The 14,070-nt window shown below is 56.3% G+C and carries 14 protein-coding genes; 7 read left to right on the top strand and 7 right to left on the bottom strand.

What is annotated here, in order from left to right; all coding sequences use genetic code 11:
• Positions 1-56: 56 nt before the first annotated feature.
• The gene (locus E3E36_RS01955) at positions 57-1,226 is read left to right on the top strand and encodes a hypothetical protein (protein WP_342764391.1); all 1,170 of its coding nucleotides are present in this window, start codon (positions 57-59) and stop codon (positions 1,224-1,226) included.
• On the opposite strand, the gene E3E36_RS01950 is transcribed toward E3E36_RS01955, so the two are convergent.
• Positions 1,223-1,642, bottom strand: a complete 420-nt coding sequence (locus E3E36_RS01950) for a hypothetical protein (protein ID WP_167893735.1) — start codon at positions 1,640-1,642, stop codon at positions 1,223-1,225. The two genes, E3E36_RS01955 and E3E36_RS01950, sit on opposite strands and share 4 nt — an antisense overlap.
• Before the next feature lie 82 nt (positions 1,643-1,724).
• Here E3E36_RS01950 and E3E36_RS01945 point away from each other — a divergent pair, with 82 nt between their 5' ends.
• Positions 1,725-2,429 (top strand): nucleotidyltransferase domain-containing protein, encoded by a 705-nt coding sequence (locus E3E36_RS01945; RefSeq protein ID WP_167893734.1) that lies wholly within the window; start codon positions 1,725-1,727, stop codon positions 2,427-2,429.
• A gap of 38 nt (positions 2,430-2,467) precedes the next feature.
• Here E3E36_RS01945 and serS read toward each other — a convergent pair whose 3' ends face one another.
• The 3 genes from serS to E3E36_RS01930 form a co-directional block, all read right to left on the bottom strand.
• Positions 2,468-3,835 (bottom strand): serine--tRNA ligase, encoded by a 1,368-nt coding sequence (gene serS / locus E3E36_RS01940; RefSeq protein ID WP_167893733.1) that lies wholly within the window; start codon positions 3,833-3,835, stop codon positions 2,468-2,470.
• Between the two features lie 74 nt (positions 3,836-3,909).
• Positions 3,910-5,112 (bottom strand): gephyrin-like molybdotransferase Glp, encoded by a 1,203-nt coding sequence (gene glp, locus E3E36_RS01935; RefSeq protein ID WP_167893732.1) that lies wholly within the window; start codon positions 5,110-5,112, stop codon positions 3,910-3,912.
• A gap of 64 nt (positions 5,113-5,176) precedes the next feature.
• Positions 5,177-5,335 (bottom strand): hypothetical protein, encoded by a 159-nt coding sequence (locus tag E3E36_RS01930; protein WP_167893731.1) that lies wholly within the window; start codon positions 5,333-5,335, stop codon positions 5,177-5,179.
• 130 nt (positions 5,336-5,465) lie between these two features.
• Between E3E36_RS01930 and E3E36_RS01925 the strand changes: the two genes are divergently transcribed.
• From E3E36_RS01925 to E3E36_RS01915, 3 genes are all read left to right on the top strand, one after another.
• Positions 5,466-6,236, top strand: coding sequence for a hypothetical protein (locus E3E36_RS01925; protein WP_167893730.1), 771 nt, complete (start codon positions 5,466-5,468; stop codon positions 6,234-6,236).
• The gene (locus E3E36_RS01920) at positions 6,233-8,746 is read left to right on the top strand and encodes a CDC48 family AAA ATPase (RefSeq protein WP_167893729.1); all 2,514 of its coding nucleotides are present in this window, start codon (positions 6,233-6,235) and stop codon (positions 8,744-8,746) included. Before E3E36_RS01925 ends, E3E36_RS01920 begins: the two co-directional genes overlap by 4 nt.
• A 75-nt stretch (positions 8,747-8,821) precedes the next feature.
• The gene (locus E3E36_RS01915) at positions 8,822-9,154 is read left to right on the top strand and encodes a PRC-barrel domain-containing protein (RefSeq protein ID WP_167893728.1); all 333 of its coding nucleotides are present in this window, start codon (positions 8,822-8,824) and stop codon (positions 9,152-9,154) included.
• Here E3E36_RS01915 and E3E36_RS01910 read toward each other — a convergent pair.
• The 3 genes from E3E36_RS01910 to acs form a co-directional block, all read right to left on the bottom strand.
• Positions 9,151-9,858 (bottom strand): metallophosphoesterase, encoded by a 708-nt coding sequence (locus E3E36_RS01910; RefSeq protein ID WP_167893727.1) that lies wholly within the window; start codon positions 9,856-9,858, stop codon positions 9,151-9,153. The two genes, E3E36_RS01915 and E3E36_RS01910, sit on opposite strands and share 4 nt — an antisense overlap.
• Positions 9,859-9,898: 40 nt before the next feature.
• Positions 9,899-10,768 (bottom strand): hypothetical protein, encoded by an 870-nt coding sequence (locus tag E3E36_RS01905; RefSeq protein WP_167893726.1) that lies wholly within the window; start codon positions 10,766-10,768, stop codon positions 9,899-9,901.
• Between the two features lie 78 nt (positions 10,769-10,846).
• Positions 10,847-12,241, bottom strand: coding sequence for an acetate--CoA ligase alpha subunit (gene acs / locus E3E36_RS01900; protein WP_167893725.1), 1,395 nt, complete (start codon positions 12,239-12,241; stop codon positions 10,847-10,849).
• 267 nt (positions 12,242-12,508) lie between these two features.
• Here acs and E3E36_RS01895 point away from each other — a divergent pair, with 267 nt between their 5' ends.
• Positions 12,509-12,952 carry a phosphate-starvation-inducible PsiE family protein gene (locus E3E36_RS01895; protein WP_167893724.1) on the top strand — a complete coding sequence of 148 codons (444 nt, stop codon included), beginning with the start codon at positions 12,509-12,511 and terminating at the stop codon, positions 12,950-12,952.
• A gap of 92 nt (positions 12,953-13,044) precedes the next feature.
• Positions 13,045-14,070, top strand: coding sequence for a flap endonuclease-1 (gene fen / locus E3E36_RS01890; RefSeq protein ID WP_167894700.1), 1,026 nt, complete (start codon positions 13,045-13,047; stop codon positions 14,068-14,070).

Raw genomic sequence — 14,070 nt, 5'->3', positions numbered from 1 at the left:
TCCAATTTCACCCAGTTGAACCCGGACTCGAATCATGAGGGGTGAGAAGTTTGCCAGTGGGCCTTGGGCTGGAAGAGCCGGAGGATCTGGAACAGCTGGGCATGCAAAAAGTCCGCGAGGGTAAGGTCAAAGACGGCCTGAAGCTCATTTTGAGGGCTGCCAGAGGGTATGAGGAAGCCGGGAGGAAGAAAGAGGCCGCCAGGCTTTACCGATACCTCGGATATTTCCTCCTCAAGAAGACGGGGGCCATCGAGAAGGCCAGGCCCTCCCTCCTCAAGAGCGCGTATCTGTATGTTGACCTCATCGAGAGGGAGATTTCAAGGCCCGAGGTTGACCTCGATGTCCTCGATGAGTACTGCTTTAACGTCCTTGAGGTCTTTGCCACAACCAATGACAGAAGGAACCTGGTAAAATACGCGGAAGAGTTCGCCTCAATATACGAGGATCTGGGCGACTCATACCAAGAAAATGACGACATCCCCATGGCTATAAGGGCGTATGAATCCGCATACTGGTATTACAGGCTGGTTGACAACATTGAGGGCTACAAGAAGCTGGCTGAGACCATCATAACGCTGTATGGGCAGGTCGCGGAGGAGAAACTTGAAAAGGGGGATACTGAAAACGCCGCGGTGGCATTCTACAGGCTCGCCACGTACATAAAGGCTATCTTTGGGTACGATATTCACTTTATAGAGATGATGGACACCGCAGCGAAGAACTTCGAGAAGGCCAGCAAGATAGCTTACTCCGAGGGGGACCTGGACAGAACGACCACCTATCTTGTCAGGGCCCAGTACGCGTACCTTCTGGCCAAAAACTTTAACCGCGCCAAGCTCATAGGCCTCAACACCGTCAGGATGCTGTACCAGGTGATAAGCTCATACCGGGGCAGGGGAGATGAGGAAAGGGCCGCTGAAAAGCTCATGGAGATAAGTGAGGCCCTCATAGGAATGGGGAAGTTCGAAGACGCCATTGAAACGTATAAGGGGGCCCTCGACTACACCGGCCAACTCCCCTTCAGAGTTAGGATCCGGTTGGCCGTCCTGAAAAAGCTCGCCGCGTCCAACACGTCCTCCGAAGTGCTCGACGACGTTGAACACGTTGAGTACTACCTGAGAAAGGGCAAATACGGCAAGGCGCTTGAGCTCGCGGAGAAGGCAATGAAAAGGGAAGAACTCAGGAAGATGCTGAAGAGCATCCACGAAGCGGAGGGCATCTACTAGGGCTTCACCTCAACCCGCGGGAGCGGGATGTGGTACGGAAGGCGCATCTCTTTGGCCAGAACCATCAGGATGGGAGAGACCTCCTTGGTTATGAAGTTGACGACCTCCGCAAAGACCACGGGGTCTATCTTCTTCTCATCCTCCCACAGGTTCAGTATGTCGTCTATCTTGTCCTTTGAGGGCGGCACGTACAGAATCGCACCTTCCACAGAGCCACCCGCGATTTTGGGATCGTACTCGATGTCATACCTGAAGAGTATCTCCACCCCGTTCATTTTGCCCGTGGGGGTGCGAACCTCGCCGAGGCGGACTTCCTTCACGCGGGGGGAAAGTTTGACTGCAATCTGGCCTCCAGGAACCGCAGACGCCATTTTTTCCATCTGAATCTTGGTTATGTTGAACCCAAGCACCGGCATTTTCTTTCACCACCCCAACTAGTCAGGGCCACATATAAAACGCTATCGGTAGGGCTTTAAGCTTTCTCCCCAACTATCACCGATGCCGCGGGAGAAAGTCGTAAAGGTATGGGACGAGAGGGAGGTCGTCTACTCCCCAAAGCGCTGGCGCTACCTGTGGGAAAAGCGGGAGAAGGCCCTGGCAATAATGGAGAGACTGGAGCAGTTCGACCCCCAGCTCTACGGGAGTGTCGCCAGGGGGGACGTCAGACGGGACAGTGACGTGGACATCTTTATACCCTACCGGGTGCCGAGCTATCTGATCGAGCTCGCCCTTGAGGGGCTTGTGAGCAGGAGAAAGATAGTCATGGCCACCCCTTGGCACCTCATCAAGGGGGTCATCGAGATAGACGAGGAAACAACCGTTACCTTTCCATTAATTGACCCCACCGACAGGGAGCTTGAGTTCTACAGGTGGGGCGGAACCGTGGACATCTGGGGCGTGAAAACGAGGCAGCGCGTCCCCGGCGTCAACAAGAAGCTTATACTCATAGTGCCCACCGAGGAGGGACACATCGAGAGGGAGGTCGTTGGAAGGGAGAGCGAGGTGGCGAGAGTTTTAGGAGTGAGCATAGACATCATTACCGAGCGCGTCCACGTTCTGACGAGAAGGGACGCCATCGGAAGGACCGGCATCTACATCAACGAGGAAGTGCCGGACTGGATGAGCTTCGAGGAGGCGCTGAAGGTGATAGCCGACCGCGACCCGAACGTGAGGAGAAAGGTAAGGGAGCGCGGTGGAATATAAAAAAGTCAATACAAGATAACAAGATAGAAAAGAAGTGCTCAATCCTGACAGCACCTCTCCTTCATGTGGGCCGGCAGAATCTCCTTGAAGCCCGTGTACTTCCAGAGGGCCTTCGGGAGCTTTACGACGCCCTCCTCGGTCTGGAAGTTCTCAAGTATCGCCACTATCGCCCTTGAGGTTGCTATGGCCGTCGAGTTGAGCGTGTGGACGAACTTGGGCTTCTCGTGGGTCTTGTCGCGGTAGCGGATGTTCAAGCGCCTCGCCTGCCACTCGGTGCAGTTGCTCGCACTGACAACCTCGCGGAACTTGCCCTGGCCTGCCATCCAGGCCTCGATGTCGTACTTCTTCGCAGCCACATAGCCCAGGTCGCCGGTGCAGATGTTCACAACGCGGTAGGGAATCTCAAGCTCCTGGAATATCTCCTCGGCGTTGGCTATGAGCTTCTCGTGCCACTCCCAGCTCTCCTCTGGTCTCGAATAGACGAACTGCTCGACCTTGTGGAACTGGTGAACGCGGAAGATTCCCTTCGTGTCCTTTCCTGCCGTTCCGGCCTCCTTCCTGAAGCACGGGCTTATTCCAACGTAGAGCAGCGGTAAGTCTTTCCCCTCTATTATCTCGTTGGCGTGCATTCCAGCGAGCGGGTGCTCGGCGGTCGGGATTAGGTAGAGGTCTTCACCCTCGACCTTGTAGATGACGTCCTCGAAGTCGCCGAAGCTCGTGACGCCCTCTTCTACAAAGCGCCTGACCATGTACGGCGGTATGACTGGGACGAAGCCCTTCTCGATGAGCTTATCGAGAGCAAAGCGGAGCAGCGCCAGGTCGAGGATGACGAGCTCATTCATGAGGTAGTAGAACCTCGAACCGCTGACCTTCGCGGCCCTCTCAAGGTCTGCTCCCCTCAGGAGCTCCAGCATGTCAACGTGAAGCCTCGGCCTCCAGTCAAGAACCTCGTAGTCCATCTTTCCGAGGCTCTGCTCCTTAAAGCTCTCAAGGAAGCCCTCCCAGACTCTCGCCTTGCCCCAGAACCTTATGGGAACGTTCTCGCTGTCGTCCTTGCCAATAGGAACGGTTTCATGGGTGATGTTCGGGAGACGCCAGAGGTAGTAGTCTATCTTTGCCCTCAGCTCCTCGACTTCCTTCTCAAGGGCCTCAATCTGCTTCACTATCTCGTTGCTCCTCGCGAGGAGGTCGTCTATCGGTTCGCCAGCCTTCTTGCGCTTGCCTATCTGAACCGCCAGCTGGTTGCGTTCCTTCCTGAGGGCGTTGATTTTCTTCAGGTTCTCGCGCCACCTGGCATCGAGCTCCAGAATCTCGTCTATCCACTTGAGCTTCTCAAGCTCGCCGCGCTTTATGAGGTCGCCCTTCACGAGGTCGGGATTTTCACGGATGAGCTTTATGTCCAGCATAGTCTTCCACCTGGGAAAAGAATGAGGAGGAGTTTAAAAAAGGTTTTGATGGGGGATTTGGAGGGGCGACGAAGTCAACCGAAAAACGTAACCTCCACCTCTTCACCAGCCTCCAGTATCTCCACGTTCTCCGGCACCTCAATGAAGCCGTCGGCCTCTATGAAGCTCGTAACGGCCCCGCTCCCTTTGAGTATCGGCACCGCTTTTTCACCCTCTACCCTGACCGGCAGGAACTGACGCCTCCCCTTGACGGAGAAGACCTTGTGGGCGAGCCTCTTCCTGACCTTCCGAACTTCGCTCTCCCTCCCGAGGAGCTTTCTCAGGAGGGGGGCGACGAGCAGGGTGAAGTTAGTCAGGCAGCTGGTCGGGTAGCCCGGAAGGCCGAAGACGGGCTTTCCGTTGATTAGGCCGATTATCGTTGGCTTTCCTGGCTGAATCGCTATGCCGTGGATTTTCACCTCACCGAGCTCCTCGATTATCGAGCTGGTTAGATCCCTTATTCCACCGCTCGCACCGCCGCTGAGAAGCACTATGTCACAGCACTCAATCCCCTTCTCGATGAGAGCCTTAAGGCTCTCGCGGTCGTCCTTTGCAATGCCGAGGAAGAGGGCATCCCCACCGAGCTCCCTAACCGCGTCCGCTATGGCGCGGCCGTTTATGTCGTATATCTGCCCGTACCTCAGCTCCGTCCCGGGGAGGACTACTTCGTTTCCGGTGCTTATAACTGCCACCCGGGGTTTTCGGAAGACAGGAACCTCGGCAATTCCCACAGCGGACAGGAGGGCGGTGTCCTTGAAGGTCAGCCTAGTCCCTCGTTTGAGAAGAGCCTTCCCCTTCGGGATGTCGGTTCCGGCCTTCATGACACCGAGCCCAGGATAAGCCGGCTTGTAGATGATGACCTCCTGGCCTTCCCTGTCCACGTCCTCGAACTGTATTACCGCATCGGCACCCTCGGGTAGCGGCGCGCCCGTGGAAATGTAAACGCTCTCACCGGGCTTGAGCTCCATTGCTGGCGTATCTCCTGCGTTTATCTCACCGATAACCTTCAGCCTCACCGGTTCGCTCTCGCTCGCCATGAACGTGTCCTCGGCCCTAACGGCGTAGCCATCGACGGTTGCCCTGTCAAATGGCGGGACATCTATTGGAGAGACTACGTCCTCAGCGAGAACCCTGCCGAGAGCTTCTTCGAGGGAAACTTCCTCAATCTCTGGCTTCAGCGGAAATGAGTCTATAACCTTGAGAGCCTCTTCGAGCGGAACCACCTTCAGGAACGCCATTCTATCACCGGGAGAAAAGAGAACACGGTTCTATAAATGGATTGCGTAAAAGAAAACGTTTAACTCACCACTCCTCCTCTTCCTCCCAGTCTTCTTCCTCCCACTCCTCTTCCCAGTCATCCTCTTCGAACTCGTCCTCTTCGAGTTCCCACTCCTCCTCTTCCTCGAAGAGCTCTTCCTCCTCAAACTCCTCGACCTTCTTCTTTTTCTTAGGAGGCTGCATCCCGATCCCCCTTTCTACTTGCCAATAATGGCTTATAAACTTTTTTCCACAGAATTAAAGCCTTTCGTGGCCAAAATTTTTGATTAGAACTGTTAGAAAGGTTTTTAATTGTGGAGACGTATCAGAAACCATGAGGGTAGCGATAGTAACGAGCAACGCGCGGGTGTACTACACCGCGACCAAGGTTCTGAAGGAGTACAGGATACCTTTCCATAGCCTCAGGGTGGGGGATAAGATACCCTTCGACGTCGAAGTGGTGCTGACCGGAGAGGAAGACTACGGTAATATAGACTTTCCCATCAAGGTCATCGTGAGGGACGAGAACTTCATAGACGAGCTCCTTGCCAAGCTCGAGGGGAGAGAGAAGTTTAAAAGGGTTTACATAGCCATCGACCCCGGGGAGAGGCCCGGCCTGAGCGTCGTCGCCGATAACCGCGTGATAGAGGTTCACCATCTGAAGAATCCCAGGGACGTTGGCGTAATCCTCGACCTGCTGGAGAAGTATCCCGGCGCTAAAATCAAAATCGGACACGGGGCGAAGAGGCAGCGGGTGCTTATGCTAAAAGCCCTCGCCGACCTGCTGGGATACGATTACCCCATAACCGTCGTCAACGAATCGAGAACGACCCCCAAAGTCGGGGGGATAGAGGTTTCCCAAGTTCAGGACATCGTGGCGGCCATAAACATAGGCCTCCGTGAGGGGCGGGAGGTTAAAATCGGCGAGCTCCTTGAGGTCAAGGAACCGACGAAGAAGGAGATAGAGGACATAAAGAGGAGAAGCCGTGAGGTGAGCGGCACGATAACCATCTCATCCGAACTGGCCCGAGACGTGGCCATGGGTAACCTCACCCTTGAGGAGGCCATAGAGAGACAGAGGAGAAAAAGGAGGGGTTCAAGATGATTTTTGGTAGGGAAGAGGAGAAGTATGAGAAAATAAAGCTCCGCGTTGCCGAGGCCCTCAAAAGGGACGTAGGCAGGGGGATAGTCCGCTTCGACAGGAAGTATCAGCGCCAGCTCGGCGTTGAGCCCGGCGACATAGTGGAGCTCATTGGAGAGCGCTCCACAGCGGCCATAGTGGCAAACGCCCACCCTGACGACAGGGGGCTGGACATAATAAGGATGGACGGCTACATAAGGAGGAACGCCGGCGTCAGCATAGGCGACTACGTCACCGTCGCAAAGGCCGAAGTTAAGGAGGCCAAGAAGGTCGTTCTCGCCCCGGCCCAGAGGGGAGTGTTCATACAGATCCCCGGCGACATGGTGAAGGGCAACCTCCTCGGAAGGCCCGTTGTGAAGGGAGACCTTATAGTCGCCAGCAGCAGGGGCGAGACTTACTACGGGGGCTCCCCATTTGAGGAGCTCTTCAGGGGACTCTTCGAGGCCATGCCCCTCGGTTTCGGAGAGCTGAAGTTCGTCGTCGTGAACACGGTTCCTAAGGGCATCGTCCAGATAACCTACAACACCGAGGTCGAGGTTCTCCCGCAGGCGGTTGAGATACGCGAGGAGGCCATCCCTGAGGTCACCTACGAGGACATAGGCGGTCTGAGCGACGCGATTCAAAAAATCCGCGAGATGGTTGAACTGCCACTCAAGCACCCCGAGCTCTTTGAGAGGCTCGGAATTGAGCCTCCGAAGGGAGTGCTCCTCTATGGCCCGCCGGGAACGGGTAAAACACTCCTCGCCAAGGCTGTGGCAAACGAAGCCAACGCCCACTTCATAGCCATCAACGGACCAGAAATAATGAGCAAGTTCTACGGTGAGAGTGAGGAGCGCCTTAGGGAGATATTCAAGGAGGCCGAGGAGAACGCCCCGAGCATAATCTTCATAGACGAAATTGATGCCATAGCCCCGAAGAGGGAAGAAGTCGTTGGGGAAGTCGAGAAGCGCGTTGTAAGCCAGTTGCTCACGCTGATGGATGGCCTCAAGAGCAGGGGCAAGGTCATAGTCATAGCGGCGACTAACAGGCCGGATGCCCTCGACCCGGCCCTCAGGAGGCCGGGTAGGTTCGACAGGGAGATTGAAGTCGGCGTCCCGGATAAGCAGGGCAGGAAGGAGATACTGCAGATTCACACAAGAGGAATGCCCCTTGAGCCGGACTACGACAAGGCAACCGTTCTCAAGGTTCTTAGGGAGCTAATGAAGAGGGAGACCTTTGAGAGGGCAAAGCTGGAGAGGCTCATCGAGAGGGTCGAGGTTGCGAAGAGCGACGAGGAAGTTAAGGAGGCCCTAAAGAGCGAAGGGGAGATTTATCCAGAGGTTAGGGGCCGGCTGATAGACAGGATGCTTGAAGAGATAGCCGAGAAGACGCACGGCTTCGTTGGGGCTGACCTGGCGGCTCTGGCCAGAGAAGCGGCTATGGTCGTCCTGAGGAGGCTCATCAACGAGGGCAAGATAAGCCCGGAGCAGGAGAGAATCCCACCAGAAGTTCTCCAGGAGCTCCGCGTCAGGAAGAGCGACTTCTATGAGGCCCTGAAGATGGTGGAGCCGTCAGCGCTCAGGGAAGTATTGATAGAGATGCCCAACGTCCGCTGGGAAGACATCGGCGGCCTTGAGGACGTCAAGCAGGAGCTCAGGGAAGCGGTAGAATGGCCTCTCAAGTATCCAAAGGCCTTCCAGAGGCTCGGAATAGAGCCACCGAAGGGAATCCTGCTCTACGGCCCGCCGGGAACGGGTAAGACACTCCTCGCCAAGGCCGTTGCAACGGAGAGCGAGGCCAACTTCATAGGCATCCGCGGCCCCGAAGTCCTCTCAAAGTGGGTCGGTGAGAGCGAGAAGCGTGTGAGGGAGATATTCAGGAAGGCGAGGCAGGCGGCGCCAACGGTGATATTCATAGACGAAATAGACGCAATAGCCCCGGCAAGGGGCAGTGACGTGAGCCGCGTTACCGACAGGCTCATCAACCAGCTCCTAACGGAGATGGACGGTATAGAGAGGAACAGCGGTGTGGTTGTCATAGCTGCAACCAACAGGCCGGACATCCTTGATCCAGCTCTGCTCAGGCCCGGCAGGTTCGACAGGCTCATACTCGTTCCAGCCCCGGACGAAAAGGCCAGGCTGGAGATACTGAAAGTCCACACGAGGCGCGTCCCGCTGGCGGAAGATGTGAACCTCCGCGAGCTTGCCAAGAGAACCGAGGGCTACTCCGGAGCGGACATAGAGGCCCTTGTGAGGGAGGCGGCACTCATAGCCATGCGCAGGATAATGGCAAAGCTGCCTGCCGAGCTCGTCGAGGAGGAGAGCGAGGAGTTCCTCGGTAAGCTCAGAGTGTCGAGGAGGGACTTCGAGGAGGCCATGAAGAAGGTCCGCCCGAGCATAACCCCCTACATGCTCGAATACTACAGGAACTTCGAGGAGAGCAGAAAGACCCGGGCAGAGAAGAGTGCAAAGGGTCCGGATTACTACACCTTCTGACTTCCTCCTTTTTCGGAAAAAGTTTTATACGTTGGTGTCCAAGAGCCTACACGATTAAACCCAGGGGTGGAGAAGATGGTCAAGATAATGGCTTCCAAGCTTAGGGACGTCGAGCTGATTACTGACACAGGAATAAGGCTCGGCTGGGTCTACGACCTCAGCTTTGACGAGGAGACCGGCGATATCCTCGTGATAGTCGCCGAGCCTGACGAAGACCTCGACACCAGCGAGTTCGTTACCGACCACGAGGGCCTGCTCCTCATCCCGATCAGCGCGGTTAAAAGCATCGGTGAGGTCATCATAATAGACTCCAACAAGCTCGCCGTCAAGTCTAAGCTCAGGAGGATACCCATACCCCCACAGGCCTCTTCTGAAGATGGGCTTCCAAAATCACCAGAAGGGCCCTAATATCCCTCGTACAGCCTCATCGCGAGGAACCGCGGGAGGCCCGCCTCCAATATCTTTCTCGCCGCCTCTTCCACGTCGTATTCCACCCTGCGGAACTCGACGTTCTCAGGCGGTTCTTCGTCGGTGTCTATTAGCGCATAGGCCGCCCGCCAGTCGCCGTCCCTTGGCTGGCCGACGCCGCCAGGGTTGATTATCCGCCGTTCTCCAACCAGCTTGAGCATAGGGACGTGGGTGTGGCCGACGAGGAGGTCGTCCTGCTTAACGTAGCTTAGAACGGCCCTGAACTCGCTATCCGGGAGCCAGGGGAAGAGGTACTCGTCTAGGGGTGCTCTAGGGGAGCCGTGGATTAGGAGATAGCTCCGTCCCCCGTCGTCAGTGAAGAGCTGTCGTACCGGAAGGCGCCTCAGGAACTCAAGGTTCTCGATCGTCATCACGCGCTGGTGCCACCTTACGGCCTGCCTCGCGTAGGGGTTGAAACCCCAGTCGAGGCCAAATGCCACCGCGTTGTCGTGGTTTCCCCTGACGCAGAGGAAGACCCTTTTTTCCATCTGCTTCCTCACGAACTCTACGACCTCGTTTGGGCTCGCCCCGTAACCGACAAGGTCACCCATGCATAGGATTGCGTCGGCGCTCTTTATCTCCTTCCAGACGGCCTGAAAGGCCTCCCAGTTGGAGTGGATGTCGGAGATGATGGCTATGAGCATGGGACCACCGAGAATCAATGGAGGGGAAAGTTGAAAAGGTTTAGCCCTTCCAGAGAACGCCGGCGAAAATCAGCAGCAGGCCGAGGGCCAGGAAGAGCGGCCCTGCAGGTCCGATACTGTGTGTTACCGTGCATTCCGCGGTTTCGTTTCCCGGGGGATAGTGGCCGTAGAGGAGCATCGAGGAGAACTTGAAGCCCTTTTCAAACTCCACCAGCTCGTCCCTACCCACGGAGATGCCGTGGGTGTAACCGACCCTTCTTCCGTCGATTTCCACGTAGCCATCTAGCCAGAGCTTCGAGGGCTGTTCCGAGGAGTACACGAGCTTCAGGAGCCGCGGGGTGCCAAGGAGGGTCTTGTTGATCGAGGCAACCTTCAGGGACTCGTCGGTCAGGACTATCTCGAACGTTCCGTTCGGGGATATTCTAATGACTCCTCTCGGGTCATGGATCTCCGCGTAAATGCCCGACCAGAGGGGGTACTCGGTAGTCTGGACGTACTCAAAACCTCCGGGCACGGGCTTAAGTGAGGGGGTGTCAAGCACCACGGTGGTGCGTGGGTCCTGCCAGTGGACCTCAACCGTCACGTTTCCAAGGCTACTTATCTGAAAGCGACCGAAGGGAAGGGGAGCCCCGACAGGGACATACAGCTCGCCCTCCCTGTGGTACTCGGTGGAGCGTCCCGTCTCCGGATCGGTGACCGTGACTGCGGGAAGGTCTATGGGAGCCCTAAAAGCGAGAACGTAGCCGTTCACCTCACCGCCGTTGGTGACGTTGAAAATCGTGGCGTTAATAATGGCCGCAGGAACCATACGGGCGCACGTGCAGGCGGGGCTGGAGCTGTAATCCCTCGCGAGGAACAGGCCACCCAGGAGAACAAGAATGACACCCAGTACCAGCATGGAACGCCTCATGGAACCCTCAGGATAGAATCGCGCAAACTTGCTAAAAAACTTTTCGGAGTAAAAGATTGAACAAAGAGGGAAAGAAAGTCACTCCCTCCTCTGCTTGGCCTTCCACCTGCTCCAGCGGTAGAGCGCTGCCAGAGCCTTTATCGCCCTCTCCGGCTCCGGATAGGCCGGAATGCCCTCCTCGTTGAGCATGTCTATTGCCTCTTTGGCCTCTATGCCGCCGACGATGGCAACAACGAGAGGCTTCTTCCTGCCGCTCTCGTTGTACTCGCGGATGACGATCCTGGCGAGGTCGCGCGGGTCGAGCACAGCCGTCTGGCAGTAAAGGACGGCTATGGCGTGCATCTCCGGGTGGGCAAGGGCGTCCCTCACCGCTCCTTCGTAGCTCTCGGCACCTGCCATACCGGTGAGGTCGACCGGGTTCTTGTAGCTTCCGAAGGGCGGCATGTGGTTGGCGAAGACCTTGAGGTCTTCGAGGTTGTCGTAGAGGTGCAGCCCCTCCTCCTCGGCCGCGTCGGTGGCCATAACTCCGATTCCACCGCCGTTGGTGAGTATGACGAGGTTCTCGCCTTCCGGCTCCGGAAGGTTGCTGAGCGTTCTCGCCCAGTCAAAGGCCTCGCCGATGGTGAGGGCGCGGAGAACGCCGCTCTGCTTGAAGGCGGCTGTGTAGATGCTGTCGGCACCGGCAAGCGAACCGGTGTGAGAAGCAGCTGCTTTAGCACCGCGCTCGCTCCTTCCGGCCTTTATGATGATAATCGGCTTCTCCTTGCTGACCTCCCTCGCGACCTCCATGAAGCGCCTTCCGTCCTTGACGCCCTCCATGTAGATGAGTATCGCCTTGGTGTTCTCGTCCTCCTTGAAGAACTCGAGTAAATCAGCGTCGTCAATGTCGCTCTTGTTTCCGACGCTGACAACCGCTGAAAGGCCGACCTTCTCGAGGATAGTCCAGCCCATAAGGGCTATTCCCAGTGCACCGCTCTGGCTGATGAGGGCCAGGTTTCCGGGCATGACGTCGGTCGGACCGAAGGTGGCGTTCATCTTGGCCGGGGTGTAGACGACGCCGAAGATGTTGGGGCCGAGGATCCTCATGCCGTATTTCCGTGCCGTCTCGACGAGCTGCTGCTCTATTCTCTTGCCCTCCTCACCGAGCTCTCCAAAGCCAGAACTGATTATCGGGAGAACCTTAACGCCCTTCTTCCCTGCCTCCTCAACGACCTGCGGGACAAACTTGGCCGGGACAATTATGACGGCCATGTCCACCTCGTCAGGTATCTCAAGGAGGCTCCTGTAGGACTTGAACTTCCTTCCGTTTATCTCTATCTCTACCCCCTTGATGTTCACGGGGTAGATCTTGCCCTCATAGCCGTACTCCACGAGGTTCTTCATGACTGCGTAGCCTATCTTACCTGGCTTCTCAGAAGCGCCAACGACGGCGATGCTCCTGGGCCTAAAAAGTGCCTCAATATTCCTGTCCATTCCTATCACCTCACTCCGATGAGAGTTACAGTTTCACGTCCGTGAAACAGGTTATAACCTTTCTCCTCTCTTTTTGACGATAACAGGCTCGACGGACGTTAAAAGAACCAAAAGTTTGCCACCAAAGATTGGGAAGCCGGAAAAAGCAGTCATAGCCATTTTAGGCCATCACTGACCACAAACCTCCATGACATCACAGCCCCTCCCATCAGTGCCCCTCCCGAAAGGCTTTTCTGGTGGTGCCCCTTGCAGAATACGGGGGTTAAAATGGGGCGCGATCCGGCGGCCGTGGAAGGCGTCATCATGGGATGGCTCAACTTGCTCTTTGACATGGTCGTCATGACCCTCGGCACGTTGACCATGGGATACGTCATATATCTAACCTGGAACCTGCTTGTGACCTCCCTCAGGAACTTCGACGTCGAGACGGTGCTCCACCAGATTGTGCTCATCATAATATTCCTCGAAATATTCGAGCTGCTGGCGATGTACGTCCGGGAGCACCACGTCAGCATGAGGAACGTCGTTGAGCTCGGCGTTCTGGCGATAGTGAGGAAAATAGTCATAACCCTCGACTACAGCAAGTTCGAGTGGACCACCCTCATGGGCATGGCGGCCCTCATACTGGTCATGGGATGGATATACACCCAGGAGAGGAAGCGCATCACTCAGCACGAACAGTTCCTGATAGAGCACGGCGAGGGCCGATGATGACCCTTCCCCTCCCTGAGGGATGAGGAGCAATCCGGTAGGCTGAGGCAAAGGCTAAATATTTCCTCCCCAACTCTTTTTAGGTGGTGGTTATGGGAGTACAGATAGGCGAGCTCGTGCCGAGGAAAGATATAGAGCTTGAGAACCTGTACGGGAGAAAGATCGCGATAGACGCTTTCAACGCGATATACCAGTTCCTCTCAACCATAAGGCAGAGGGACGGTACCCCCCTCATGGACTCCCGCGGGAGGATAACCTCCCACCTCAGCGGCCTGTTCTATCGCACGATAAACCTCATGGAGGCAGGTATAAAGCCGGCCTACGTCTTCGACGGCAAGCCGCCGGAGTTCAAGAGGAAGGAGATAGAAAAGAGGAGAGAGGCCAGGAAAGAGGCTGAGGAAAAGTGGTACGAGGCCCTTGAGAGGGGTGACTTAGAGGAGGCCAAGAAGTACGCCATGAGAGCTACAAGGGTGAACGAGCAGCTGGTAAACGACGCCAAGAGGCTCCTTGAGCTGATGGGCATCCCGGTTATACAGGCGCCTAGCGAGGGTGAGGCCCAGGCGGCATACATGGCTGCCAAAAAGAAGGTCTATGCCTCCGCGAGCCAGGACTATGATTCCCTCCTGTTTGGGGCCCCCAGGCTCGTGAGGAACGTGACAATAACCGGCAGGAGGAAGCTACCAGGCAAGAACATCTACGTCGATGTCAAACCGGAACTGGTTGTTCTGGAGGCGGTGCTCAGGGCCCTTGGCATCGACAGGGAGAAGCTTATTGAGATGGCGATCCTAGTCGGCACCGACTACAACCCCGGTGGAATAAAGGGGATCGGCCCGAAGAAAGCCCTCACTATCGTTAAGCGGAGCAAAGACCCGCTCAAGAAATACCAGAAAGAGAGCGAGGTTGACCTCTACGCGATAAAGGAGTTCTTCCTCAACCCACCTGTCACGGACGAGTACGAGCTCAAGTGGCGCGAGCCGGACGAGGAGGGGATCCTCAAGTTTCTCTGCGACGAGCACGACTTCAGCGAGGAGCGCGTTAAGAACGGCCTTGAGAGGCTGAAGAAAGCCGTGAAAAGCGGAAAGCAGAGAACGCTTGAAAGCTGGTTCGGGGTGGGCTGA

The organism is Thermococcus sp. M36 (genome assembly GCF_012027355.1).
Lineage (GTDB): Archaea > Methanobacteriota_B > Thermococci > Thermococcales > Thermococcaceae > Thermococcus.
This window is presented reverse-complemented; position numbering and strand designations above follow the sequence as displayed.

Bases quoted from the DNA above. Each gene is read 5' to 3' on its own strand.
- E3E36_RS01910 (WP_167893727.1), bottom strand. From the start codon at position 9,858: ATGCTCATAGCCATCATCTCCGACATCCACTCCAACTGGGAGGCCTTT.
- fen (WP_167894700.1), top strand. From the start codon at position 13,045: ATGGGAGTACAGATAGGCGAGCTCGTGCCGAGGAAAGATATAGAGCTT.
- serS (WP_167893733.1), bottom strand. From the start codon at position 3,835: ATGCTGGACATAAAGCTCATCCGTGAAAATCCCGACCTCGTGAAGGGC.
- acs (WP_167893725.1), bottom strand. From the start codon at position 12,241: ATGGACAGGAATATTGAGGCACTTTTTAGGCCCAGGAGCATCGCCGTC.
- E3E36_RS01895 (WP_167893724.1), top strand. From the start codon at position 12,509: ATGGGGCGCGATCCGGCGGCCGTGGAAGGCGTCATCATGGGATGGCTC.
- glp (WP_167893732.1), bottom strand. From the start codon at position 5,112: ATGGCGTTCCTGAAGGTGGTTCCGCTCGAAGAGGCTCTCAAGGTTATA.
- E3E36_RS01915 (WP_167893728.1), top strand. From the start codon at position 8,822: ATGGTCAAGATAATGGCTTCCAAGCTTAGGGACGTCGAGCTGATTACT.
- E3E36_RS01920 (WP_167893729.1), top strand. From the start codon at position 6,233: ATGATTTTTGGTAGGGAAGAGGAGAAGTATGAGAAAATAAAGCTCCGC.
- E3E36_RS01945 (WP_167893734.1), top strand. From the start codon at position 1,725: ATGCCGCGGGAGAAAGTCGTAAAGGTATGGGACGAGAGGGAGGTCGTC.
- E3E36_RS01930 (WP_167893731.1), bottom strand. From the start codon at position 5,335: ATGCAGCCTCCTAAGAAAAAGAAGAAGGTCGAGGAGTTTGAGGAGGAA.
- E3E36_RS01925 (WP_167893730.1), top strand. From the start codon at position 5,466: ATGAGGGTAGCGATAGTAACGAGCAACGCGCGGGTGTACTACACCGCG.
- E3E36_RS01905 (WP_167893726.1), bottom strand. From the start codon at position 10,768: ATGAGGCGTTCCATGCTGGTACTGGGTGTCATTCTTGTTCTCCTGGGT.
- E3E36_RS01950 (WP_167893735.1), bottom strand. From the start codon at position 1,642: ATGCCGGTGCTTGGGTTCAACATAACCAAGATTCAGATGGAAAAAATG.